At 68.4% G+C, this 23,682-nt stretch carries 20 protein-coding genes and 3 tRNA genes; 16 read left to right on the top strand and 7 right to left on the bottom strand.

The annotated features are described in order from the left end of the window. Positions 1-16: 16 nt before the first annotated feature. The 5 genes from JOC24_RS01940 to JOC24_RS01960 form a co-directional block, all read right to left on the bottom strand. Positions 17-661, bottom strand: coding sequence for a response regulator (locus tag JOC24_RS01940; RefSeq protein ID WP_205018328.1), 645 nt, complete (start codon positions 659-661; stop codon positions 17-19). After that, positions 652-1,875: a sensor histidine kinase gene (locus JOC24_RS01945; RefSeq protein ID WP_307792615.1), complete on the bottom strand. Its 1,224-nt coding sequence runs from the start codon at positions 1,873-1,875 to the stop codon at positions 652-654. The genes JOC24_RS01940 and JOC24_RS01945 overlap by 10 nt, the downstream gene beginning before the upstream one ends. 92 nt (positions 1,876-1,967) lie before the next feature. Beyond that, positions 1,968-2,630 (bottom strand): DedA family protein, encoded by a 663-nt coding sequence (locus JOC24_RS01950; protein WP_205018330.1) that lies wholly within the window; start codon positions 2,628-2,630, stop codon positions 1,968-1,970. Positions 2,631-2,808: 178 nt separating this feature from the next. Next, complete coding sequence (locus JOC24_RS01955; protein WP_205018331.1) at positions 2,809-3,465, bottom strand: SDR family oxidoreductase; 657 nt, start codon at positions 3,463-3,465, stop codon at positions 2,809-2,811. Positions 3,466-3,499: 34 nt separating this feature from the next. Further along, positions 3,500-4,723 carry an amidohydrolase family protein gene (locus tag JOC24_RS01960; protein ID WP_205018332.1) on the bottom strand — a complete coding sequence of 408 codons (1,224 nt, stop codon included), beginning with the start codon at positions 4,721-4,723 and terminating at the stop codon, positions 3,500-3,502. A gap of 294 nt (positions 4,724-5,017) precedes the next feature. On the opposite strand from JOC24_RS01960, the gene JOC24_RS01965 reads away from it, so the two are divergent. From JOC24_RS01965 to JOC24_RS01990, 6 genes are all read left to right on the top strand, one after another. Further along, positions 5,018-5,090 (top strand) — tRNA-Thr (locus JOC24_RS01965). Between the two features lie 45 nt (positions 5,091-5,135). Continuing rightward, positions 5,136-5,208, top strand: a tRNA-Met gene (locus tag JOC24_RS01970). Positions 5,209-5,297: 89 nt separating this feature from the next. Further along, on the top strand, positions 5,298-5,462 hold the full coding sequence (rpmG, locus tag JOC24_RS01975) for a 50S ribosomal protein L33 (protein ID WP_003956487.1): 165 nt from the start codon (positions 5,298-5,300) through the stop codon (positions 5,460-5,462). Between the two features lie 113 nt (positions 5,463-5,575). After that, positions 5,576-6,028, top strand: a complete 453-nt coding sequence (locus JOC24_RS01980) for a MaoC family dehydratase N-terminal domain-containing protein (RefSeq protein WP_205018333.1) — start codon at positions 5,576-5,578, stop codon at positions 6,026-6,028. Further along, entirely contained in the window at positions 6,028-6,456 is a 429-nt protein-coding gene (locus tag JOC24_RS01985; protein ID WP_205018334.1) for a MaoC family dehydratase, read from the top strand. The genes JOC24_RS01980 and JOC24_RS01985 overlap by 1 nt, the downstream gene beginning before the upstream one ends. Before the next feature lie 74 nt (positions 6,457-6,530). Beyond that, positions 6,531-7,586: a UDP-N-acetylmuramate dehydrogenase gene (locus JOC24_RS01990; protein ID WP_205018335.1), complete on the top strand. Its 1,056-nt coding sequence runs from the start codon at positions 6,531-6,533 to the stop codon at positions 7,584-7,586. A gap of 27 nt (positions 7,587-7,613) precedes the next feature. Here the strand turns inward: JOC24_RS01990 and JOC24_RS01995 are convergent, their stop codons facing one another. After that, positions 7,614-8,627, bottom strand: coding sequence for an adenosine deaminase (locus tag JOC24_RS01995; RefSeq protein ID WP_205018336.1), 1,014 nt, complete (start codon positions 8,625-8,627; stop codon positions 7,614-7,616). A gap of 124 nt (positions 8,628-8,751) precedes the next feature. Next, positions 8,752-9,978, bottom strand: a complete 1,227-nt coding sequence (locus tag JOC24_RS02000; protein ID WP_205018337.1) for a pyridoxal phosphate-dependent aminotransferase — start codon at positions 9,976-9,978, stop codon at positions 8,752-8,754. Positions 9,979-10,191: 213 nt separating this feature from the next. On the opposite strand from JOC24_RS02000, the gene JOC24_RS02005 reads away from it, so the two are divergent. The 10 genes from JOC24_RS02005 (at position 10,192) to JOC24_RS02050 (ending at position 23,648) form a co-directional block, all read left to right on the top strand. Continuing rightward, positions 10,192-10,264: transfer RNA gene (locus JOC24_RS02005), tRNA-Trp, on the top strand. A 106-nt stretch (positions 10,265-10,370) separates the two neighbouring features. Then, the gene (gene secE, locus JOC24_RS02010) at positions 10,371-10,658 is read left to right on the top strand and encodes a preprotein translocase subunit SecE (RefSeq protein WP_205018338.1); all 288 of its coding nucleotides are present in this window, start codon (positions 10,371-10,373) and stop codon (positions 10,656-10,658) included. Between the two features lie 74 nt (positions 10,659-10,732). Then, complete coding sequence (gene nusG, locus JOC24_RS02015; protein WP_205018339.1) at positions 10,733-11,635, top strand: transcription termination/antitermination protein NusG; 903 nt, start codon at positions 10,733-10,735, stop codon at positions 11,633-11,635. A gap of 178 nt (positions 11,636-11,813) precedes the next feature. Then, positions 11,814-12,248 (top strand): 50S ribosomal protein L11, encoded by a 435-nt coding sequence (gene rplK / locus JOC24_RS02020; RefSeq protein ID WP_205018340.1) that lies wholly within the window; start codon positions 11,814-11,816, stop codon positions 12,246-12,248. An 82-nt stretch (positions 12,249-12,330) separates the two neighbouring features. Beyond that, positions 12,331-13,053 (top strand): 50S ribosomal protein L1, encoded by a 723-nt coding sequence (rplA, locus tag JOC24_RS02025; protein ID WP_033297585.1) that lies wholly within the window; start codon positions 12,331-12,333, stop codon positions 13,051-13,053. Positions 13,054-13,443: 390 nt separating this feature from the next. Further along, positions 13,444-14,001 carry a 50S ribosomal protein L10 gene (rplJ, locus tag JOC24_RS02030; RefSeq protein WP_205018341.1) on the top strand — a complete coding sequence of 186 codons (558 nt, stop codon included), beginning with the start codon at positions 13,444-13,446 and terminating at the stop codon, positions 13,999-14,001. A gap of 82 nt (positions 14,002-14,083) precedes the next feature. Further along, positions 14,084-14,467, top strand: a complete 384-nt coding sequence (gene rplL, locus JOC24_RS02035; RefSeq protein WP_205018342.1) for a 50S ribosomal protein L7/L12 — start codon at positions 14,084-14,086, stop codon at positions 14,465-14,467. A 609-nt stretch (positions 14,468-15,076) separates the two neighbouring features. Then, positions 15,077-18,562: a DNA-directed RNA polymerase subunit beta gene (rpoB, locus tag JOC24_RS02040; protein WP_205018343.1), complete on the top strand. Its 3,486-nt coding sequence runs from the start codon at positions 15,077-15,079 to the stop codon at positions 18,560-18,562. 129 nt (positions 18,563-18,691) lie between these two features. Next, entirely contained in the window at positions 18,692-22,591 is a 3,900-nt protein-coding gene (locus tag JOC24_RS02045) for a DNA-directed RNA polymerase subunit beta' (protein WP_205018344.1), read from the top strand. A gap of 670 nt (positions 22,592-23,261) precedes the next feature. Beyond that, positions 23,262-23,648: a DUF3592 domain-containing protein gene (locus JOC24_RS02050; protein ID WP_205018345.1), complete on the top strand. Its 387-nt coding sequence runs from the start codon at positions 23,262-23,264 to the stop codon at positions 23,646-23,648. Positions 23,649-23,682: the final 34 nt, after the last annotated feature.

The following is a 23,682-nucleotide window of genomic DNA, read 5'->3' on the forward strand; positions in this document are numbered from 1 at the left end:
CGAGCACGCGGCGCGGCTACGCCTCGAGGTACTTCAGGACCGCCAGGATGCGCCGGCTTTGACCGGTGGTGTGAGACAGCTCCAGCTTGTCGAAGACGGCGTGCAGATTCTTCTCCACCGCACTCACCGAGATGTGCAGTCGCTTCGCGATCGCGGTGTTGGTGAGCCCTTGGGCCAGGGGTTCCAGGACACTGCGTTCACGAGGCGTGAGGCGGGCCAGGGGGTCTTTGTGGGTGGAGCGGATGACCAGCTGCCGCACCACCTCGGGATCGATGGCGGCGCCACCCGCCTGGATGCGCTCCAATGCCTCCAGGAACTCCTCGACCTGGGCGACCCGGTCCTTGAGGAGATACCCCACCCGTTCCGCGCTGGAGGCCAGCAGCTGGGCCGCATAGTGGCGTTCGACGTGCTGGGACAGCACCAGCACACCGGTCTCCGGCCACCGCTCGCGGATCTCCAGAGCCGCGAGCAGGCCCTCGGTGGTGTGTGTCGGTGGCATCCGGATGTCGAGGACCACGACGTCCGGTCGCCGGGTCTCCATCTCCTCGAGCAGGGACACCGCGTCACCGAAGGACGCCAGGACGTCGTGCCCCTCCTCGACGAGGAGCCGGACCAGGCCCTCCCGCAGCAGGGCCGAGTCCTCGGCCAGCATCAGGCGCATGGGAGCTCCGCGGTAACCATGGTGGGTCCCCCCTCGGGACTGTCGATGTGCAGTGCCCCGTCCAGCGCTTCCACCCGGCTGCGCAGACCGCTCAGCCCGATGCCCGCGGGGTCCGCGCCGCCCTTGCCGTTGTCCTGGACGCGTACGGTGAGCGCCCTGCCCCCGAGCACCACGTCCACGGATACGGCTGTGGCGCCGGAATGCTTGGCCGCGTTGGTCACGGACTCCGACACCACGAAGTACGCGGCGGTCTCCACGGAGCGCGGCAGCGGCCCGCGGACGGCGAACTCGGTGCGGACGGGGATGCCGCACCGCTCGGACACCCCTCCCAGCGCCTCCTCCAGCCCCAGGCTGTCGAGCCCCGACGGATAGACCCTCCAGGCCACTTCGCGCAGCTCCGCGAGCACGTCCCGCGACTCCTGGTGCGCCTGGCGCAGAAGAGCGTCCGCCTGCTCGGGATCGCGCCCCCTGCGAGCCCGGCCGAGCAGCATGGCCAGGGCCACCAGCCGTTGCTGGATCCCGTCGTGGATGTCCCGCTCGATGCGCCGGCGTTCGGCGTCCACCGCCTGTACGACGGCCGCCCTGCTGCTGGCCAGTTCGTCGATGCGCCGGTGCAACAACTCCTGTTCGGAGGGGCCGAAGCACTCGCGGGCGAGCCGTGCGTCCAGGGCGAGGAGCGAGCGGAGCCCCTGGAGGTCGAGGAAGAGCAGCACCCCGCCGAGGAGCGCCTGCATCAGCAACTCGTCCCACCGGAGCGACCCCTGGATCGCCCCGCTCAGCAGCAGCCCCGCCAGGACGACACCGAAACCCAGCAGCCCGAGCACGAGGAGGCAGACCAGCCCGGCGCAGCTGCGGACGGTGAGGTAACGGAGGATCCTCCGGTCGGAGGCTTCGTAGTGCTCGGGGAAGCGGTCGCCGAAGAAGAAGGACCTTCGCGTCCACTCCAGGCGCGTCAGCCTCCGGGCCCCGGCCATGAGGATGCCGAGGGCGCCGGGCCGGGTGGCCGGCCACAGCAGGAGAGGCCCGAGGGCGATGCCTGCCGGAAGGACGTACAGAAGTCCGGCCAGGGCGGTCGCACAGCCGAGGAGCACGCCCGGCCCCCGGCGTGACCACGAGGTCGTGCCGGCGGCTGCGGCAGGGTCCGATCCGGAGCCGTCCTGTTCCGGACGGCCGGGGGAGTGACGGGTGGTGACTCCTGAGGGGTTCCCCTGCACGAGGGGGGAGCCTAGTGCGGACGTGGGGCCGCAGCAAGATCGCTCGGGCCCTCCGGAGACCGGGGCCGTGGTCCACCTGCGCCCGGGAGAGGTCATGAACTACGGCGGTGCTGCGCACGGTCGGTGCCGCGCAGTCGCAGGACCACGTACGTCGCGACGGCCACGACCACCAGGACCAGCACGGCCTTGGAGGCGAACCCGACGTAGGTCTCCACCGTCTCCCACTGGTCGCCCAGCCAGTAACCGGCCATCACCAGAATCGAGTTCCAGATCAGGCTGCCGAGCGTGGTCAGCATGACGAAGACGTGCAGAGGCATGCGCTCCACGCCGGCGGGGACGGAGATGAGGCTGCGGAAGATCGGCACCATGCGGCCGAAGAAGACCGCCTTGGTGCCGTGCTTCGCGAACCATTCCTCCGTACGCACCAGGTCGGAGGCCTTCACGAGCGGCAGCTTCCCCCAGAGGGTGTGCATGCGATCGCGGCCGAAGGCCATGCCGATCCAGTAGAGGACCACGGCTCCCACGACCGAGCCGAGCGTGGTCCAGAACAACGCCGAAGCCAGGCTGAGGACTCCCTGTCCTGCGGCGAACCCGGTCAGCGGCAGGATCACTTCGCTCGGCAGCGGCGGGAAGAGGTTCTCCAGGGCGATGGCCAGACCGGCTCCGGGGCCGCCCAAGGTGTCGACGAGCCCGGTGGCCCAGCCCGCGATGCCGCCCGCGGGTTCCTGCGGCAGAGCCGAGTACGTGAGTTGCATGTGAGGCTCCAAGCCGCCGGTCGGTCACTCCGGGGCGTGTGCCCCGATCACCCTCCACGTTAGAAACCACGGTCGGGCGGTCGGTATGAGGATGCCCGCCCGGTACGGTGCGGCTTTCCGCAGGGCCCGGCCTCCGGGGGACCGCACGTGCGCGGGGCCGTCGGCCGGGCGGCCCCGATCAGTTGCCCGCGACGTCCTTCACCGAGACCGCCACCGGCTTGCTCCCGCTGATCAGTTCCAGCGTCAGGCCCGCCGTCGCCGGGGTGTCCAGCAGCTCCATCAGCACCGCCGCCACGTCGTCGCGGGGGATCGGGCCACGGCCCGTCGACGCGGCGAGCAGCACCTGGCCCGTGCCGGCGTCGTTCGTGAGCATCCCGGGGCGCAGGACCGTCCAGTCCAGACCGCTCCTGGAGCGTACGTAGGCGTCCGCCTCGCCCTTGGCCCGCTGGTAGATGTCGAAGACCTCGTCGCCGGTGTGATCGGGGTCGGCGCCCATGGAGGACACCACCACGTAGCGCCGCACGCCCGCCTGTTCCGCCGCGTCCGCGAAGAGCACGGCCGCTCCGCGGTCCACCGTGTCCTTGCGTGCCGAGCCGCTGTCCGGGCCGGCCCCCGCCGCGAAGACCACGGCGTCCGCCCCTCTCAGGACCTCGGCCACCTCCTCGACGGACGCCGATTCGAGGTCGAGCACGACGGGTTCGGCACCTGCCGCCCTCAGATCCTCGCTCTGCTGCGGGTTGCGGATGACGCCCACCGCTTCGTCACCGCGCGCGGCGAGCAACCGCTCGAGCCGCAGCGCGATCTGACCATGTCCACCTGCAATGACAATGCGCATGCCTACGACCGTACGCCGCCGTGCGCGCTCCCGCTCAAGGCCCGCCGTCGGGGCCCGGGTCGGGGCGTGCCTGACGGGGGAGGTCGAGAGCGGCCGCGGCGGCTCCTGAATCGCGGTATTCGCGTACGGCGCTGGTCCGCGCCACCACGCGCCCTCGGTGCACCACGATCCTGCTGTACGCGAGGGAGAGCGCCCCGGCCAGGCCGTCGCCGCGCACGGCGAGGAGCTCGGCGGGGAAGCCGGCCTCGACGCGTACCCCCGGCAGGCCCAGGGCCGCTCTGGCGGTACCGGAGACGGCCTCGTACGCGTGCACGGGGTCGAGCCCCTCCCGCGAGGCCAGCAGATACGCCGCCTCCAGGGGGTCGCCGCGGCCGACCGGGTTGGAGAGGTCGCGCAGGGCCCCGCCGCCCGCCGCCACCCGCACCCCCGCCGCGCGCAGAAGCCGCACGGGTGGCGTACCGCGGAGCCGGGCACCGGAGCAGCCGCCCTGAGGGAGGCAGACCACGGTCACGGCGGCGGCGGCGAGCCGGTCGGCCGCGCGGGCCGCCTCGTCGTCCGTAAGCCGCGAGAGGCCCGTACAGGGGCCCAGGCAGACCCCCGGGCGGTGGCCGGCGGCCATGGCCGCGAGGCGGGCCAGGCGACCGGGGTCGTCACCGTCCGTGTGCAGGTCGACGGCGAGGCCGTGGGCGGCGGCGAGAGCCAGGACCGCCTCGGTGTGACCGGCCGGATCGGGGTCGAGGTCGGGCGAGCCGCCGATCACGCCCGCCCCCGCCTCCACGGCGTCACGGAGCACGGCGAGGCCGTCCGCGCCCGCGACGCCGGTGAGGAGCCGGGGTACGGCTACCGCGGTCAGGGCGGTGAGCCCCCGCAGGGAACGCCGGGCCGCGAGAACGCCCTCGAGAGGGCCGAGTCCCCGCCCGTCGCCGACGCGCACATGGGCGCGCTGTGCGGTCGCACCATGGCTGAGCTGGAGCAGCGCCGCCTCGGTGGCACGGCGCCGGACGTCCTCGGGCCGATGGGAGGGCGGGCCCTTGGACGTAGCGGTGAGCGCGGTGTCGGCGTGGGCGTGGGGCTCGGCCGGGGCGGGCAGCAGGAGGTAGCCGCGCAGGTCCAGACGGGTCCCCCGGGCGGTGAGGCTGCCCGCCCTCCCGACGGCCTCGATGCGCGGGCCGGCGATCCGCACGTCCACGGTGCGGCCGTCCGTGAGCCGCGCCCCGCTGAGGAGGAGCGCGTGCGGGCCACCGGAACTTTCGGGCATCGCGCCGCTCCTGGAAGGAATCAAGATCACGCAGGGCGGCCGAGCCTAGGCGGGGGCTCGCTCCGCTCCGAGGAGGAGGGCACCGGTCATATGAATGTGGCCCTGTCGGCTGGGCGGTGGGAGGTGGGCCGCAGGGCTCGGTGACGCCGTCCGCGGCAGTGGCGTACGGGCTGATCAAGGGCCTGATCAGGGGGTCGCCGCAGAGGTCGGCGGGAGGGCGGGAGGGAGGCCGGAGAGGGGGACGGAAACGGATTTGGGCGATCGGCGAGAGACCGTGTAATGTCTTCCTCGCTCGCCCCAATAGCTCAGTCGGTAGAGCGTCTCCATGGTAAGGAGAAGGTCTGCGGTTCGATTCCGCATTGGGGCTCTGGTGATCGGGTAACCCCGCTTCGGCGGGGAAGCCCGGCATCAAAGCGGTGTAGCTCAGTCGGTAGAGCAAGCGGCTCATAATCGCTGTGTCACCGGTTCAAGTCCGGTCACCGCTACTAACGGTAGCCGATTGTGGGGTCGGTCCTTCGATCGGCTACTCTTTTATGCGTTCATCCGTCCATCCGTCCGTCCAAGGAGCACTCACGTGGCTGCCACCGACGTCCGCCCGAAGATCACGCTGGCCTGCGTGGAGTGCAAGGAGCGGAACTACATCACCAAGAAGAACCGGCGTAACAACCCGGACCGTCTTGAGATGAAGAAGCACTGCCCGCGCTGCAACTCGCACACGGCGCACCGCGAAACGCGCTGAATCAGGCTCGTACACGAGGCCGTCCCCACTGGGGGCGGCCTCGTGTCGTTTTATCTGGTGGCTCGGGGTGTTCTACTCGCCCCATTCGACTTTCATCAGGAGGTACCGGGCTCATGGCGCTCGACCAGTCCTTCGTGGGGCGGACCTATCCGCCCACCCCGGCGTACGAGGTCGGCCGGGAGAAGATCCGGGAGTTCGCGGAAGCGGTGGGTGACACCAACCCCGCGTACGTGGACCCGGAGGCGGCCAAGGCGCTGGGGCATTCGGATGTGATCGCTCCCCCCACGTTCGTCTTCTCGATCACCTTCAGGGCCGCGGGTCAGGTGATCCAGGACCCGCAGCTGGGTCTGGACTACAGCCGTGTGGTGCACGGCGACCAGAAGTTCGCCTACGTGCGCCCGGTGCGGGCGGGGGACCGGCTGACGGTCACCTCGACCATCGAGGGGATCAAGACGATGGCGGGCAACGACATCGTGGACATCCGCGGTGAGGTGCACGACGAGTCGGGTGAACACGTCGTGACCGCGTGGACGAAGCTGGTGGCACGTGCCGCCGAGGAGGCGTGATGACGGCGAGCATCGCCTACGGGGCGGTCGAGGTCGGTACGGAGCTGCCGGCGCAGTCGTTCCCGGTGACCCGGGCGACTCTGGTGCAGTACGCGGGTGCCTCCGGGGACTTCAACCCGATCCACTGGAACGAGAAGTTCGCGCGCGAGGTCGGGCTGCCGGACGTGATCGCGCACGGCATGTTCACCATGGCCGAGGCGATCCGGGTGGTCACGGACTGGACCGGTGACCCCGCGGCGGTCGTCGAGTACGGCGTGCGGTTCACCAAGCCGGTCGTCGTCCCGAACGACGACACCGGGGCGCTGGTCGAGGTCAGCGGCAAGGTCGCGGCGAAGCTGGAGGACAACCTGGTGCGGGTCGACCTCACGGCGATGAGCGACGGCAAGAAGGTGCTGGGCATGTCCCGCGCCGTCGTCCGCCTCGCCTGAACGTCACCGCCCCACCCAGCTCGCACGTACGGTCCACGCCCCGGTCGCGGGACGTGGACCGTACTCTTGTCCCCGTGCAGGAACTCCACGACGCCCCCCTCGCCCCCCTGACCACCTTCCGCCTCGGCGGCCCGGCCGACCGCCTCCTGACGGCCACCACGGACGCGGAGGTGATCGCAGCCGTCGGCGAAGCCGACGACAGCGGTACCCCACTGCTGGTCATCGGCGGCGGATCCAACCTGGTCATCGGAGACAAGGGCTTCGACGGAACGGCCCTGCGTATCGCGACCAAGGGCTTCGAGCTCTCCGGTACGTCGCTCGAACTGGCGGCGGGCGAGGTCTGGACCGACGCCGTGGCCCGTACGGTCGCGGCGGGGCTGGCCGGGATCGAATGCCTCGCCGGGATCCCCGGATCCGCCGGGGCCACGCCGATCCAGAACGTCGGCGCCTACGGGCAGGAGGTGTCCTCGGTCATCACCGAGGTCGTCGCCTACGACCGGCACACCCGGGAGACGATCACCCTCCCGAACGAGGCCTGCGCGTTCACGTACCGCCACAGCCGCTTCAAGGCCGAACCCGACCGCTTCGTCGTGCTCCGCGTGCGGTTCTCCCTGGAGGACGCGGGCGGGCAGTCCGCGCCCCTGCGCTACCCCGAGACCGCGAGGGCCATGGGCGTCGAACAGGGCGACCGCGTCGCCGCCGCCTCGGCCAGCGAAACCGTCCTCCGGCTGAGGGCGGGCAAGGGAATGGTCCTCGACCCGGAGGACCACGACACCTGGTCGGCCGGATCCTTCTTCACCAACCCGATCCTCGACGAGGCGGAGCACGCTGCCTTCCTCGCCCGCGCCGGTGAGCGTCTGGGCGCGGACGTCACGCCCCCCGCCTTCCCCGCGGGCGACGGCCGGGTGAAGACCTCGGCCGCCTGGCTGATCGACAAGGCGGGCTTCACCAAGGGGTACGGCGCGGGCCCCGCACGGATCTCCACCAAGCACACGCTCGCCCTCACCAACCGTGGCGGCGCGACCACCGAGGACCTGCTGGCCCTGGCCCGCGAGGTCGTCACCGGCGTCCACGAGGCCTTCGGCGTCACCCTCGTCAACGAGCCGGTGACGGTCGGCGTCAGCCTGTAGCCGGCCGCGCGCCGCTGCCGATCGGCATCAGCCGGCCAGCCACGCGTCGATCCCGCCCAGCAGCCTCTCCCGCACGTCGACGGGCGCGACCGAGCCCCGTACGGACTGCCGGGCCAGCTCGGCCAGTTCCTCGTCGGTGAAGGCGTGGTGGCGGCGCACGAGGTCGTACTGCGCCGCCAGCCGGGAACCGAAGAGCAGCGGGTCGTCCGCGCCGAGCGCCATCGGCACCCCGGCGTCGAACAGAGTGCGCAGGGGTACGTCGGTGGGCTTCTCGTAGACGCCGAGCGCCACGTTGGAGGCCGGGCAGACCTCGCAGGTCACCCCCCGCTCCGCGAGCTCGCGCAGCAGCCTCGGATCCTCGGCCGCCCGGACGCCGTGCCCGATCCGGGCCGCGTCGAGGTCGTCCAGGCAGTCCCGGACGCTGGAGGGGCCGGAGAGTTCGCCGCCGTGCGGAGCGGCGATCAGGCCCCCCTCACGGGCGATGGCGAAGGCGCGGTCGAAGTCGCGGGCCATCCCGCGGCGTTCGTCGTTGGAGAGCCCGAAGCCGATGACACCCTGGTCCGCGTACCGCACGGCGAGCCGGGCCAGTGTCCGGGCGTCCAGCGGATGCTTCATCCGGTTCGCCGCGATCACCACCCGGATCCCCAGCCCGGTGTCGCGGGCCGCTCGGTCCACGGCGTCCAGAATGATCTCGATCGCCGGGATCAGCCCGCCGAGCAGCGGGGCGTACGAGGTCGGGTCGACCTGGATCTCCAGCCAACCGGCGCCGTCCGCGACGTCCTCCATGGCGGTCTCGCGCACGAGCCGCTGGATGTCCTCCGGCTCGCGCAGGCAGGACCGGGCGATGTCGTAGAGGCGCTGGAAGCGGAACCAGCCGCGCTCGTCCGTGGCCCGTAGTTTCGGCGGTTCGCCTCCGGTCAGCGCCTCGGGCAGGCGCACCCCGTACTTGTCCGCCAGTTCGAGCAGGGTGGTGGGCCGCATCGACCCGGTGAAGTGCAGGTGCAGATGGGCCTTGGGCAACCGCCGTACGTCACGCTCCATCGGAAGATCTTGCCGCACGCGAGGGGTGTCGCGATAGCGGGATCCCCCTGTGAGTTACGGCTCGCACGAAAAGGCGACCCCCGGCCGGAGCCGGGGGTCGCCTTCTCGGTGCGGTCACCTCACGTCAGGCGCGGGCCTCGCCCAGCAGCTTCTGGATCCGCGAGATGCCCTCGACCAGGTCGTCGTCGCCCAGTGCGTAGGACAGCCGCAGGTACCCCGGCGTACCGAACGCCTCGCCCGGCACCACGGCGACCTCGGCCTCTTCCAGGATGAGGGCCGCGAGCTCGACGGAGTCCGCCGGACGCCTGCCGCGGATCTCCTTGCCGAGGATCTCCTTCACCGACGGGTACGCGTAGAACGCGCCCTCGGGCTCCGGGCACAGCACTCCGTCGATCTCGTTGAGCATCCGCACGATCGTCCTGCGGCGGCGGTCGAAGGCGGTCCGCATCTCGGCGACCGCGTCCAGCGGCCCGGAGACCGCCGCGAGCGCTGCGGCCTGCGAGACGTTGCTGACGTTGGAGGTGGCGTGGGACTGCAGGTTGGTCGCGGCCTTCACGACGTCCTTGGGGCCGATGATCCAGCCCACCCGCCAGCCGGTCATGGCGTACGTCTTGGCCACTCCGTTGACCACGATGCACTTGTCGCGGAGCTCGGGCACGACCGCGGGGAGCGAGGTGAAGGCCGTGTCGCCGTAGACCAGGTGCTCGTAGATCTCGTCCGTCATCACCCACAGCCCGTGCTCGACGGCCCAACGGCCGATCGCCTCGGTGTCGGCCGCGTCGTAGACGGCGCCCGTCGGGTTGGACGGCGACACGAAGAGGACGACCTTGGTGCGCTCGGTGCGCGCCGCTTCGAGCTGCTCGACCGAGACCCGGTAGCCGGTGGTCTCGTCGGCCACGACCTCGACCGGTACACCGCCGGCGAGACGGATCGACTCCGGGTACGTCGTCCAGTACGGGGCGGGGACGATGACCTCGTCGCCCGGGTCGAGGATCGCGGCGAACGCCTCGTAGATGGCCTGCTTCCCGCCGTTGGTCACCAGGATCTGCGAGGTCTCGACCTCGTAGCCGGAGTCGCGCAGGGTCTTCGCCGCGATGGCGGCCTTGAGCTCGGGGAGCCCGCCCGCAGGGGTGTAGCGGTGGTACTTCGGGTTGCGGCACGCCTCGATGGCGGCGTCCACGATGTAACCGGGCGTCGGGAAGTCGGGCTCGCCGGCGCCGAAACCGATCACCGGACGGCCGGCGGCCTTGAGGGCCTTGGCCTTGGCGTCGACGGCGAGGGTGGCGGACTCGGAGATCGCACCGATGCGGGCCGAGACCCGGCGCTCGGACGGAGAAGTTGCAGCGCTCATGCCCCCATGCTCGCAGACCGGAAAAGCCCTCGGCACAGCGGTTTCAGGGACCGGACAGGACTCGGACAGCATCCGGACAGGACCGGTCGGTTGTGGTCTGTTCGACGCGGCGCCCCCGAGCACGTACACTCACCTGTCGTTGGCCTTCATCAGCCGCACCGTTTTCCCAACCGGACCGCCGGGGAAGATGCGGTAGGTTGGTGGAAACCACAAAGGGTCGTAGCTCAATTGGTAGAGCACTGGTCTCCAAAACCAGCGGTTGGGGGTTCAAGTCCCTCCGGCCCTGCTACACACTCCTTCGCCAGGATGTGTGCGCATGTACGTACTTCAATGCACCGCCGTGCGGCTCCACCGGGCGCGGCACGGCCACGACCCGGAATCAGGTGAGTAGCGTGACGGACGCCGTGGGCTCCATCGACATGCCTGATGCCGAGGACGAATCCCCCGAGTCGAAGAAGAAGGCTCGGAAGGGCGGCAAGCGCGGGAAGAAGGGTCCTCTGGGCCGTCTCGCGCTGTTCTACCGCCAGATCGTCGCCGAGCTCCGCAAGGTCGTATGGCCCACGCGCAGCCAGCTGTCCACGTACACGGCCGTGGTGATCGTGTTCGTGGTCGTCATGATCGGTCTCGTCACCGTGATTGACTTCGGATTTGCGCGGGTCATCAAGTACGTCTTCGGCTGATCCCCGCGGAGGGCGCCTCATCGGCGCCCCTTTCGCATGTTCCACCCATTTGTATCCAGGAAGAAGCAGCCATCGTGTCTGACCCGAACCTGAACGACGACGCCGAGCCCACGGCGAGCGCCGTCGAGTCCGCCGAGGACGAGCTCGACATCGTCGAGGCGGCGGACGCCGTGGCCCCGGACCAGGTCGACGCTGCTGACGACGCCGCGGGCGAGCCCGCCGAGCAGGACGCCGTGCGTGCCGAGTCCGACGAGGACGCAGAGGCCGCGGAGGACGAGGAAGCCGCCCAGGACGACGAGGCGGCGGACGAGTCCGACGCCGAGGACGAGTCCGCGGAGGAGGCCGAACCGGCCGCCCCCGTCGATGCCGTCGCCGCCCTGCGCGACGAGCTGCGCGGACTTCCCGGCGAGTGGTACGTCATCCACACGTACGCCGGCTACGAGAAGCGCGTGAAGGCCAACCTGGAGCAGCGCGCCGTCTCGCTCAACGTCGAGGACTTCATCTACCAGGCCGAGGTGCCCGAGGAAGAGATCGTCCAGATCAAGAACGGTGAGCGGAAGAACGTCCGTCAGAACAAGCTCCCGGGATACGTCCTGGTGCGCATGGACCTGACGAACGAGTCCTGGGGTGTTGTCCGCAACACGCCCGGCGTCACCGGCTTCGTGGGCAACGCCTACGACCCCTACCCGCTGACCCTGGACGAGATCGTCAAGATGCTCGCCCCCGAGGCCGAGGAGAAGGCGGCCCGCGAGGCGGCCGAGGCCGAGGGCAAGCCGGCTCCGGCCCGCAAGGTCGAGGTGCAGGTCCTGGACTTCGAGGTGGGCGACTCGGTCACCGTCACCGACGGCCCGTTCGCGACCCTGCAGGCGACGATCAACGAGATCAACGCCGACTCGAAGAAGGTCAAGGGCCTCGTCGAGATCTTCGGTCGCGAGACCCCGGTCGAGCTGAGCTTCGACCAGATCCAGAAGAACTGACGGCCTTTCCGCCAGTCTTTGGACACATGCTTACCGAGCAGGTCAGACAGGCTTCGCAGCCGGTCTGACCTGCTCGGTTTTTGGTCGCGCAGCTATACCCGTTATCGTTGCGCGGTATGCCTCCATCCGGATGACCGGAATGGCGGCGAAACACTCTCACTAGGACCCGGAGAGAGCAATGCCTCCCAAGAAGAAGAAGATCACGGGGCTTATCAAGCTCCAGATCAACGCCGGTGCGGCCAACCCGGCGCCGCCGGTCGGTCCCGCACTGGGCCAGCACGGCGTCAACATCATGGAGTTCTGCAAGGCCTACAACGCCGCGACCGAGTCGCAGCGTGGCATGGTCGTGCCGGTGGAGATCACGGTCTACGAGGACCGCTCCTTCACCTTCATCACCAAGACTCCGCCGGCCGCCAAGCTGATCCTCAAGGCCGCGGGTGTGGACAAGGGCTCCGGCGAGCCGCACAAGACCAAGGTCGCCAAGCTCACGGCCGACCAGGTCCGCGAGATCGCCACGACCAAGCTCCCCGACCTGAACGCCAACGACCTCGACGCCGCGTCGAAGATCATCGCTGGCACCGCCCGTTCCATGGGCATCACGGTCGAAGGCTGAGTCAGCCCCGTAGCCCCACAGTGGTAGGACCAAGCGCTGGTCCGCACCACGACTCCACACTCTGAAAACCACAGGAGTAGATGTGAAGCGCAGCAAGAACCTCCGCGCTGCGGACGCGAAGATCGACCGGGAGCGTACCTACGCCCCGCTCGAGGCCGTCCGTATCGCCAAGGACACCGCCACCACCAAGTTCGACGGCACCGTCGAGGTCGCCTTCTGCCTGGGTGTCGACCCTCGCAAGGCGGACCAGATGGTCCGTGGCACCGTGAACCTCCCGCACGGCACCGGCAAGACCGCCCGGGTCCTGGTCTTCGCGACCGGTGACCGTGCTGCGGCCGCGGAAGCCGCGGGCGCCGACATCGTCGGCGCCGACGAGCTCATCGACGAGGTGGCGAAGGGCCGTCTGGACTTCGACGCCGTCGTCGCCACGCCGGACCTCATGGGCAAGGTCGGCCGCCTGGGCCGCGTGCTCGGTCCGCGTGGTCTGATGCCGAACCCGAAGACCGGCACCGTCACCCCCGATGTCGTCAAGGCCGTCAACGACATCAAGGGCGGAAAGATCGAGTTCCGCGTCGACAAGCACTCGAACCTGCACTTCATCATCGGAAAGACCTCTTTCGATGACACGAAGCTGGTCGAGAACTACGGCGCGGCGCTCGAGGAGATCCTCCGTCTGAAGCCGTCCGCCGCGAAGGGTCGCTTCATCAAGAAGGCGACCATGAGCACGACGATGGGCCCCGGCATCCCGCTGGACGCCAACCGCGTGCGCAACCTCCTCGTCGAGGAGGACCCGGCCGCCGTCTGAGCCCCCGTGCTCAGCCAGTAGCCGCGTCACGCCATGGGACGGGCCCCGCAGCCTCTTCGGAGGGTGTGGGGCCCGTCCTCGTACGGCCGGCCGCCAGGCCGCCCGAGCAGCCCTCAAACCTCTCGCACCGGTCGAACCTGGACGGATTTGCTCCCGACGGCCCCGGTCGCGTACGCTCACCAGGAAGCCAAAGACCGCTGGTCGTCGCCGCGCTCTCGCGAGAGGGACGGTGACCGAAGGTTCCGCTAGATCGGACGACCTGCGCAGGTGACTGTGTAACGCTCCCGGACTCCGTCCGGTCGAGCCGCGCCCTGGCACTTGTGCTGGGGCGTTTCGTCTTTCCCGGCCCCTTCTGAGCGGTCCTCATCACCCGGAAGGAGGCCGACGCTCATGGCAAGGCCCGACAAGGCTGCCGCGGTAGCCGAGCTGACGGACCAGTTCCGCAGCTCGAACGCCGCCGTGCTGACCGAGTACCGGGGTCTCACCGTGGCGCAGCTCAAGACGCTGCGTCGTTCGCTCGGTGAGAACGCCCAGTACGCCGTGGTGAAGAACACGCTGACCAAGATTGCGGCCAACGAGGCCGGGATCAACACGCTGGACGACCTGTTCGCAGGTCCGACGGCGGTTGCCTTCATCACCGGTGACCCGGTGGAGTCGGCGAAGGGTCTTCGTGACTTCGCCAAGGACAACCCCAACCTCATCATCAAGGGCGGTGTCCTTGACGGTAAGGCGCTGTCCGCCGATGAGATCAAGAAGCTCGCGGACCTCGAGTCCCGCGAGGTTCTGCTCTCCAAGCTGGCCGGTGCCTTCAAGGGCAAGCAGACTCAGGCTGCGCAGCTCTTCCAGGCTCTGCCGTCGAAGTTCGTCCGCACCGCGGAAGCGCTTCGCGCCAAGAGGGAAGAGCAGGGCGGTGCCGGTACTCCGGCTCCCGCCGAGGCTGCCGAGTAACCACTCGGTGGTCCAGCGGGCACCACGTACGCCCGCCGACATATACATCCGGCACCTGCCGAATTAGTGGAAGGACGCCATCATGGCGAAGCTCAGCCAGGAAGACCTGCTCGCCCAGTTCGAGGAGCTCACCCTCATCGAGCTCTCCGAGTTCGTTAAGGCGTTCGAGGAGAAGTTCGACGTCACCGCCGCCGCCGCGGTCGCCGTCGCCGGTCCCGCCGCGGGTGGCCCCGCCGCCGAGGCCGAGGCCGAGCAGGACGAGTTCGACGTCATCCTCACGGGTGCTGGCGAGAAGAAGATCCAGGTCATCAAGGTCGTGCGTGAGCTGACCTCGCTGGGTCTCAAGGAGGCCAAGGACCTCGTGGACGGCGCCCCGAAGCCCGTCCTCGAGAAGGTCGCCAAGGAGGCCGCCGAGAAGGCTGCCGAGTCCCTCAAGACCGCCGGCGCCTCCGTCGAGGTCAAGTGACCCTGCGAGTCATCTGACTCCTCAGGACCGTCTCTGCCGCAAGGCGCAGATGTCACATCGCAAAGGGCGATCACCCATCCGGGTGGTCGCCCTTTGGCGTGGCCCAGGAGGCTGCCTTGATCTTCCGCCTCCGGCGAGTAGGGTGATCTTCGCCGTGCGTTTCTCCGGGAGCGCCAGAGGCGTCAACAGGCGTCCTCCGGGCGCAGGTGAAGATCGGTGGACGTCCGCCGGGGCCCGGGGGCCTTGACGAACCGCACGCGGAGCGCGATTCTCAGGACGCGTCGTCATCTCGATCCGTATCCGAGGCATGGATCGTGAACGAAGAGGGCAGTAAAGAAGAGCGCACACCGCGCGAGGGCTATTCATAGGTGTTGAGAACAGCTGTTGAGAGCAACGTGGGTCTCTGAGAACCCCGACTGGACATCAGTGTGCCGCTTGGCTACACTGACCCTTTGCGCTGCCTGTTAGCTGCCTCCTGCCCGTCACCAGGGGCATGCCCACGCTCAGCACCGATGACCGGATTATCCCTGACCTTGGGTTTCCTGTCTCTGTGTGCGGCTTGGGGCCGGTACGCGCGTAGTGAGTCCGAGCCCTCGGAAGGACCCCCTCTTGGCCGCCTCGCGCAACGCCTCGACCTCGAATACGAACAACGGTGCCAGCACCGCCCCGCTGCGCATCTCTTTTGCAAAGATCAAGGAGCCCCTCGAGGTTCCGAACCTCCTCGCGCTGCAGACCGAGAGCTTCGACTGGCTCCTGGGCAACGCCGCCTGGAAGGCTCGCGTCGAGGCTGCTCTGGACAGTGGACAAGACGTCCCCACCAAGTCCGGCCTGGAGGAAATCTTCGAGGAGATCTCCCCGATCGAGGACTTCTCCGGGTCGATGTCGCTCACGTTCCGCGACCACCGCTTCGAGCCCCCGAAGAACTCGATCGACGAGTGCAAGGAGCGCGACTTCACGTTCGCCGCGCCGCTCTTCGTCACGGCCGAGTTCACCAACAACGAGACCGGCGAGATCAAGTCCCAGACGGTCTTCATGGGCGACTTCCCGCTCATGACCAACAAGGGCACCTTCGTCATCAACGGCACCGAGCGTGTCGTCGTGTCGCAGCTCGTGCGCTCGCCGGGTGTCTACTTCGACTCCTCCATCGACAAGACGTCCGACAAGGACATCTTCTCCGCCAAGATCATCCCGTCCCGGGGTGCCTGGCTGGAGATGGAGATCGACAAGCGCGACATGGTCGGTGTGCGCATCGACCGTAAGCGCAAGCAGTCCGTCACCGTCCTCCTGAAGGCTCTCGGCTGGACCACCGAGCAGATCCTCGAGGAGTTCGGCGAGTACGAGTCCATGCGCGCCACCCTGGAGAAGGACCACACCCAGGGCCAGGACGACGCGCTGCTCGACATCTACCGCAAGCTGCGTCCGGGCGAGCCGCCCACGCGCGAGGCCGCTCAGACGCTGCTCGAGAACCTCTACTTCAACCCGAAGCGCTACGACCTCGCGAAGGTCGGCCGCTACAAGGTGAACAAGAAGCTCGGCGCCGACGAGCCGCTCGACGCCGGTGTTCTCACCAGCGACGACATCATCGCCACCATCAAGTACCTGGTGAAGCTGCACGCCGGTGAGACCGAGACGGTGGGTGAGTCGGGTCGTTCGATCATGGTCGAGACCGACGACATCGACCACTTCGGCAACCGTCGTATCCGTAACGTCGGCGAGCTGATCCAGAACCAGGTCCGTACGGGTCTCGCCCGTATGGAGCGTGTCGTGCGCGAGCGCATGACCACCCAGGACGTCGAGGCGATCACGCCGCAGACCCTGATCAACATCCGGCCGGTCGTCGCCTCCATCAAGGAGTTCTTCGGCACCAGCCAGCTGTCCCAGTTCATGGACCAGAACAACCCGCTGTCGGGGCTGACGCACAAGCGTCGTCTGAACGCCCTCGGCCCGGGTGGTCTGTCCCGTGAGCGGGCCGGCTTCGAGGTCCGTGACGTTCACCCGTCGCACTACGGCCGCATGTGCCCGATCGAGACGCCCGAAGGCCCGAACATCGGTCTGATCGGCTCGCTGGCCTCCTACGGGCGCATCAACCCGTTCGGTTTCATCGAGACGCCGTACCGCAAGGTCGTCGAGGGTGTCGTCACCGACGACGTCGACTACCTGACGGCCGACGAAGAGGACCGCTTCGTGATCGCCCAGGCGAACGCGACGCTGTCCGAGGACATGCGCTTCACCGAGGCCCGCGTCCTGGTCCGCCGCCGTGGCGGGGAGATCGACTACATCCCCGGTGACGACGTCGACTACATGGACGTCTCGCCGCGCCAGATGGTGTCGGTCGCGACCGCGATGATCCCGTTCCTCGAGCACGACGACGCCAACCGTGCCCTCATGGGCGCGAACATGATGCGTCAGGCCGTCCCGCTCATCAAGAGCGAGGCGCCGCTGGTCGGTACCGGCATGGAGTACCGCTGTGCCACCGACGCCGGTGACGTGCTCAAGGCGGAGAAGGCGGGTGTGGTCCAGGAGGTCTCCGCGGACTACATCACCGTGACGAACGACGACGGCACGTACACCACGTACCGCATCGCCAAGTTCTCGCGCTCCAACCAGGGCACCTCGGTCAACCAGAAGGTCGTCGTCTCCGAGGGCGACCGCGTGATCGAGAGCCAGGTCCTCGCCGACGGGCCCGCCACCGAGAACGGTGAGATGGCGCTCGGCAAGAACCTGCTCGTGGCGTTCATGCCGTGGGAGGGTCACAACTACGAGGACGCGATCATCCTGTCGCAGCGCCTCGTGCAGGACGACGTCCTCTCCTCGATCCACATCGAGGAGCACGAGGTCGACGCCCGTGACACCAAGCTGGGCCCGGAGGAGATCACCCGGGACATCCCGAACGTCTCCGAAGAGGTCCTCGCCGACCTCGACGAGCGCGGCATCATCCGTATCGGTGCCGAGGTCGTCGCCGGCGACATCCTCGTCGGCAAGGTCACGCCCAAGGGTGAGACCGAGCTGACCCCGGAGGAGCGTCTGCTCCGCGCGATCTTCGGTGAGAAGGCGCGCGAGGTGCGCGACACCTCGCTCAAGGTCCCGCACGGCGAGATCGGCAAGGTCATCGGCGTCCGCGTCTTCGACCGCGAAGAGGGCGACGAGCTGCCGCCGGGCGTGAACCAGCTGGTCCGCGTCTATGTCGCGCAGAAGCGCAAGATCACCGATGGTGACAAGCTCGCCGGCCGTCACGGCAACAAGGGCGTCATCTCGAAGATCCTCCCGATCGAGGACATGCCGTTCCTGGAGGACGGCACCCCGGTCGACATCATCCTCAACCCGCTGGGTGTCCCGTCCCGAATGAACCCGGGACAGGTCCTGGAGATCCACCTCGGCTGGCTCGCCAGCCGCGGCTGGGACGTCTCCGGCCTCGGTGACGAGTGGGCCCAGCGCCTGCAGGCCATCGGCGCCGACCAGGTCGCCCCCGGCACCAACGTCGCCACCCCCGTCTTCGACGGCGCCCGCGAGGACGAGATCACCGGCCTCTTCCAGGCCACGATCCCGAACCGCGACGGCGACCGGCTGGTCCTGCCCTCGGGCAAGGCCAACCTGTACGACGGCCGCTCCGGCGAGCCGTTCCCGGACCCGGTCTCGATCGGGTACATGTACATCCTCAAGCTGCACCACCTGGTCGACGACAAGCTCCACGCTCGTTCGACCGGCCCGTACTCCATGATCACGCAGCAGCCGCTGGGTGGTAAGGCGCAGTTCGGTGGTCAGCGATTCGGTGAGATGGAGGTGTGGGCCCTTGAGGCTTACGGCGCCGCATACGCCCTCCAGGAACTCCTGACGATCAAGTCCGACGACGTCACCGGCCGCGTCAAGGTCTACGAGGCGATCGTCAAGGGCGAGAACATCCCCGAGCCCGGCATCCCCGAGTCCTTCAAGGTGCTCATCAAGGAGATGCAGTCGCTCTGCCTCAACGTGGAGGTGCTGTCCTCGGACGGCATGTCCATCGAGATGCGCGACACGGACGAGGACGTCTTCCGCGCGGCGGAGGAGCTCGGTATCGACCTGTCCCGGCGCGAGCCGAGCAGCGTCGAAGAGGTCTGACGGGTTGGCCGGCCGGATCCCAGTGATCCGGCCGGCTCTCCCCGGACCCGTTCAGACCATTGCTGAAGTGCCCCGATTTCTCGCGTGAAGCGAGGGGGCTCGAACCCCCGAAAGAGGGATTGACGACAAGTGCTCGACGTCAACTTCTTCGACGAGCTGCGGATCGGCCTTGCCACCGCGGACGACATCCGGACCTGGTCCCACGGCGAAGTGAAGAAGCCGGAGACCATCAACTACCGCACGCTCAAGCCCGAAAAGGACGGACTCTTCTGCGAGAAGATCTTCGGTCCGACCCGGGACTGGGAGTGCTACTGCGGCAAGTACAAGCGTGTCCGCTTCAAGGGCATCATCTGTGAGCGCTGTGGCGTCGAGGTCACGCGCGCCAAGGTGCGCCGTGAGCGCATGGGCCACATCGAGCTTGCCGCTCCCGTCACCCACATCTGGTACTTCAAGGGCGTCCCGTCGCGCCTCGGCTACCTGCTGGACCTCGCGCCGAAGGACCTCGAGAAGGTCATCTACTTCGCCGCGTACATGATCACGTTCGTCGACGAGGAGCGCCGCACGCGTGACCTCCCGTCGCTGGAGGCACACGTCTCCGTCGAGCGTCAGCAGGTCGAGAACCGCCGCGACTCGGACCTCGAGAACCGCGCCAAGAAGCTCGAGACCGACCTGGCCGAGCTCGAGGCCGAGGGTGCCAAGGCCGACGTGCGCCGCAAGGTGCGCGAAGGTGCCGAGCGTGAGATGAAGCAGCTGCGTGACCGTGCGCAGCGCGAGATCGACCGCCTCGACGAGGTGTGGAGCCGCTTCAAGAACCTCAAGGTCCAGGACCTCGAGGGCGACGAGCTGCTCTACCGCGAGCTGCGTGACCGCTTCGGCACGTACTTCGACGGCTGCATGGGCGCTGCCGCCCTGCAGAAGCGCCTGGAGTCGTTCGACCTCGACGAGGAGGCCGAGCGCCTCCGCGAGATCATCCGCACCGGCAAGGGCCAGAAGAAGACCCGTGCGCTCAAGCGCCTCAAGGTCGTCTCCGCGTTCCTGCAGACCAGCAACAAGCCCAAGGGCATGGTGCTCGACTGCGTACCGGTCATCCCGCCGGACCTGCGTCCGATGGTGCAGCTGGACGGTGGCCGCTTCGCGACCTCCGACCTGAACGACCTGTACCGCCGTGTGATCAACCGCAACAACCGCCTCAAGCGTCTCCTTGACCTCGGTGCCCCCGAGATCATCGTGAACAACGAGAAGCGGATGCTGCAGGAGGCCGTCGACGCACTGTTCGACAACGGCCGCCGTGGTCGCCCGGTCACCGGTCCCGGTAACCGCCCCCTGAAGTCCCTCAGCGACATGCTGAAGGGCAAGCAGGGCCGTTTCCGTCAGAACCTCCTCGGCAAGCGCGTGGACTACTCCGCGCGTTCCGTGATCGTCGTCGGTCCGCAGCTCAAGCTGCACCAGTGCGGTCTGCCGAAGGCGATGGCGCTGGAGCTCTTCAAGCCGTTCGTGATGAAGCGCCTGGTGGACCTGAACCACGCGCAGAACATCAAGTCGGCCAAGCGCATGGTCGAGCGCGGCCGCACCGTGGTGTACGACGTCCTCGAAGAGGTCATCGCCGAGCACCCGGTGCTGCTGAACCGTGCGCCCACCCTGCACCGCCTCGGCATCCAGGCCTTCGAGCCGCAGCTGGTCGAGGGCAAGGCCATCCAGATCCACCCGCTCGTCTGCACCGCGTTCAACGCGGACTTCGACGGTGACCAGATGGCCGTGCACCTGCCGCTCTCCGCGGAGGCGCAGGCCGAGGCCCGCATCCTCATGCTGTCCTCGAACAACATCCTGAAGCCGGCCGACGGTCGTCCCGTCACCATGCCGACCCAGGACATGGTGCTGGGTCTCTTCTTCCTCACCACGGACGAAGAGGGCCGCAACGTCAAGGGCACGGACCGCGCGTTCGGCTCCACGGCCGAGGCCACCATGGCCTTCGACGCCCGCGAGCTGTCGCTCCAGGCGAAGGTCGACATCCGCTTCCCGGTGGGCACCATGCCCCCGCGTGGCTGGGTGCCGCCGGTCGCCGAGGAGGGCGAGCCCGAGTACCAGCCGGGTGACACCTTCCGGCTGCGTACGAGCCTGGGCCGCGCGCTCTTCAACGAGCTGCTGCCCGAGGACTACCCGTTCGTCGACTACTCGGTGGGCAAGAAGCAGCTCTCCGAGATCGTCAACGACCTGGCCGAGCGCTACCCCAAGGTCATCGTGGCGGCGACGCTCGACAACCTGAAGGCGGCCGGTTTCCACTGGGCGACCCGTTCCGGTGTGACCGTGGCCATCTCCGACGTCGTCGTGCCCGAGGCCAAGAAGGCCATCGTCAAGGGCTACGAGGAGCAGGACGAGAAGGTCCAGAAGCAGTACGAGCGCGGTCTCATCACCAAGGACGAGCGCACGCAGGAGCTCATCGCGATCTGGACCAAGGCGACCAACGAGGTCGCCGAGGCGATGAACGCGAACTTCCCGAAGACGAACCCCATCTTCATGATGGTCGACTCGGGTGCCCGAGGAAACATGATGCAGATGCGTCAGATCGCGGGTATGCGTGGTCTGGTGTCGAACGCCAAGAACGAGACGATTCCCCGTCCCATCAAGGCGTCCTTCCGCGAGGGCCTCACCGTTCTGGAGTACTTCATCTCCACGCACGGTGCCCGTAAGGGTCTGGCGGACACCGCCCTGCGTACCGCCGACTCGGGTTACCTGACCCGTCGTCTGGTGGACGTGTCGCAGGACGTCATCATCCGCGAGGAGGACTGCGGCACCGACCGCGGCCTCAAGCTGAAGATCGCCGTCAAGGGCGCCGACGGTGTCCTGCGCAAGACGGACGACGTCGAGACCTCGGTCTACGCCCGCATGCTCGCCGAGGACGTCGTCGTCGACGGCAAGGTCATCGCGCCTGCCAACGTCGACCTCGGTGACGTCCTGATCGACGCCCTCGTGGGCGCCGGCGTCGAGGAGGTCAAGACCCGCTCGGTCCTGACCTGTGAGTCCGCGGTCGGCACCTGTGCCTTCTGCTACGGACGCTCGCTCGCCACCGGCAAGCTGGTCGACATCGGTGAGGCGGTCGGCATCATCGCCGCCCAGTCCATCGGTGAGCCCGGTACCCAGCTGACGATGCGTACCTTCCACACCGGTGGTGTGGCGGGTGACGACATCACGCAGGGTCTGCCCCGTGTCGTCGAGCTCTTCGAGGCGCGTACCCCCAAGGGTGTCGCCCCGATCTCGGAGGCCAAGGGCCGGGTCCGCATCGAGGAGACCGAGAAGACCAAGAAGCTCGTCGTCACCCCGGACGACGGCAGCGAGGAGACGGCGTTCCCGATCTCCAAGCGTGCCCGTCTCCTGGTCGGCGAGGGCGACGCGGTCGAGGTGGGCGAGAAGCTCACCGTCGGTGCCACCAACCCGCACGACGTGCTGCGGATCCTCGGTCAGCGCGCGGTCCAGGTCCACCTGGTCGGCGAAGTCCAGAAGGTCTACAACTCGCAGGGTGTGTCGATCCACGACAAGCACATCGAGATCATCATCCGGCAGATGCTGCGCCGTGTGACGATCATCGAGTCCGGCGACGCGGAGCTGCTGCCGGGCGAGCTCGTCGAGCGGTCGAAGTTCGAGACCGAGAACCGTCGTGTGGTCACCGAGGGCGGTCACCCCGCCTCCGGCCGTCCGCAGCTGATGGGTATCACCAAGGCCTCGCTCGCCACCGAGTCGTGGCTGTCGGCGGCGTCCTTCCAGGAGACGACCAGGGTCCTGACCGACGCGGCGATCAACGCCAAGTCGGACTCCCTGATCGGCCTCAAGGAGAACGTCATCATCGGTAAGCTCATCCCGGCCGGTACGGGTCTGTCCCGCTACCGCAACATCCGGGTGGAGCCGACCGAGGAGGCCAAGGCCGCGATGTACTCGGCCGTCGGCTACGACGACATCGACTACTCGCCGTTCGGCACGGGCTCCGGCCAGGCCGTTCCGCTGGAGGACTACGACTACGGTCCGTACAACCAGTAGCAGTGAGTGAGAAGGGCGCCCATCCCCGTCGGGGGGGTGGGCGCCCTTCTGCGTTCCGCAGCCGGTCCGTGCGCCGTGGGACGTGCGCCGCCCCCGGTGCCGGTCAGCGCATGTCGCTGCGCAGCACCGCTGGCGCCGGCCCCGTTCCAGCAGGTGTCGCAGGGGGCCGCACACGCGCCCGGCCGGGCGCGTCGCACGGCGGGCTCGGGTGTACGTGCCGGGGCGTGCGGTACGGGCGTCCACGGGGCGCCTGTACGCCGGACGGGCCGGAGAGCCGGCACCCCGTGGAGACGCGCCCCCGGAGAACGGCGGGGTGTCCTCGTCGAACCGCTGGGGGCGGTTGCTTCTTGGTGTTCCTGCTGTGTGGCGAGTCCTGCTGGTCCGGTGTACCCGGGGTTCCCCCACCCTCACCGGATTCGGCAGACCGGTCCGGAGAGCGCGCACCCTCCGGACCGTCGCGCAGGGCCCTCAACCTGACACCCGGTAGTTCCGAGCAGCCCACCGACGGTGGAACTTTCGACTTCCTCCCCAAGGAACTCCTTGATTCCTGCGATGTCGTCGGCGGGTTTCCTATGTGTGGGTCCTGTCATAGCCGCTCCGACATCTTGTCCGGACAGGTGTGGTGTGATGTGGTGCGTCGTTTTTCGCACTGTCTTCGAGGGGACTGCGCATGGACTCGGAGGTCCTGCTTTTCATACCGCCACTTCTCGGCCTTATCGCCATCATCTGGATAACTCGGCGAAGGCTGCTGTTGCGGGCTCGCGGTGTCGAGGCCGAGGCGCGTTGTTACGACCGGGAGTGGCGTACTCAGGGGGGCGGACCCACGTTCCTCCTGAGCTTCCCCCTGGTGGACGGCCGCCGGATGACCTGTTCCGCGGATGAGGGCGATGTGCCGGCGGGGACTCGAGTGGGCGACACCGTGACGGTCCGCTATGACCCGCAGGCGCCCGGCCGGGTGGAGACTGCCCTCTCCGCTCACAAGCCTCTGTGGAGACGCATGGACCTGATCACGCTCACGCTGGTCGAGGTCGTGTTCGTTGTCCTCGCCCTCAGTTAGGGCGGAGCCGGACGGGCGCGGAGGGCGTCTGACT

The sequence above is a fragment of the Streptomyces sp. HB132 genome (genome assembly GCF_016909575.1).
Lineage (GTDB): Bacteria > Actinomycetota > Actinomycetes > Streptomycetales > Streptomycetaceae > Streptomyces.

What these genes read in the sequence shown, in the direction of transcription:
- JOC24_RS01940 (WP_205018328.1), bottom strand. Translation starts at nt 661, where the DNA reads ATGCGCCTGATGCTGGCCGAGGACTCGGCCCTGCTGCGGGAGGGCCTG.
- JOC24_RS01950 (WP_205018330.1), bottom strand. Translation starts at nt 2,630, where the DNA reads ATGCAACTCACGTACTCGGCTCTGCCGCAGGAACCCGCGGGCGGCATC.
- JOC24_RS01955 (WP_205018331.1), bottom strand. Translation starts at nt 3,465, where the DNA reads ATGCGCATTGTCATTGCAGGTGGACATGGTCAGATCGCGCTGCGGCTC.
- JOC24_RS01960 (WP_205018332.1), bottom strand. Translation starts at nt 4,723, where the DNA reads ATGCCCGAAAGTTCCGGTGGCCCGCACGCGCTCCTCCTCAGCGGGGCG.
- JOC24_RS01980 (WP_205018333.1), top strand. Translation starts at nt 5,576, where the DNA reads ATGGCGCTCGACCAGTCCTTCGTGGGGCGGACCTATCCGCCCACCCCG.
- JOC24_RS01985 (WP_205018334.1), top strand. Translation starts at nt 6,028, where the DNA reads ATGACGGCGAGCATCGCCTACGGGGCGGTCGAGGTCGGTACGGAGCTG.
- JOC24_RS01995 (WP_205018336.1), bottom strand. Translation starts at nt 8,627, where the DNA reads ATGGAGCGTGACGTACGGCGGTTGCCCAAGGCCCATCTGCACCTGCAC.
- JOC24_RS02000 (WP_205018337.1), bottom strand. Translation starts at nt 9,978, where the DNA reads ATGAGCGCTGCAACTTCTCCGTCCGAGCGCCGGGTCTCGGCCCGCATC.
- rplK (WP_205018340.1), top strand. Translation starts at nt 11,814, where the DNA reads ATGCCTCCCAAGAAGAAGAAGATCACGGGGCTTATCAAGCTCCAGATC.
- rplJ (WP_205018341.1), top strand. Translation starts at nt 13,444, where the DNA reads ATGGCAAGGCCCGACAAGGCTGCCGCGGTAGCCGAGCTGACGGACCAG.
- rplL (WP_205018342.1), top strand. Translation starts at nt 14,084, where the DNA reads ATGGCGAAGCTCAGCCAGGAAGACCTGCTCGCCCAGTTCGAGGAGCTC.
- JOC24_RS02050 (WP_205018345.1), top strand. Translation starts at nt 23,262, where the DNA reads ATGGACTCGGAGGTCCTGCTTTTCATACCGCCACTTCTCGGCCTTATC.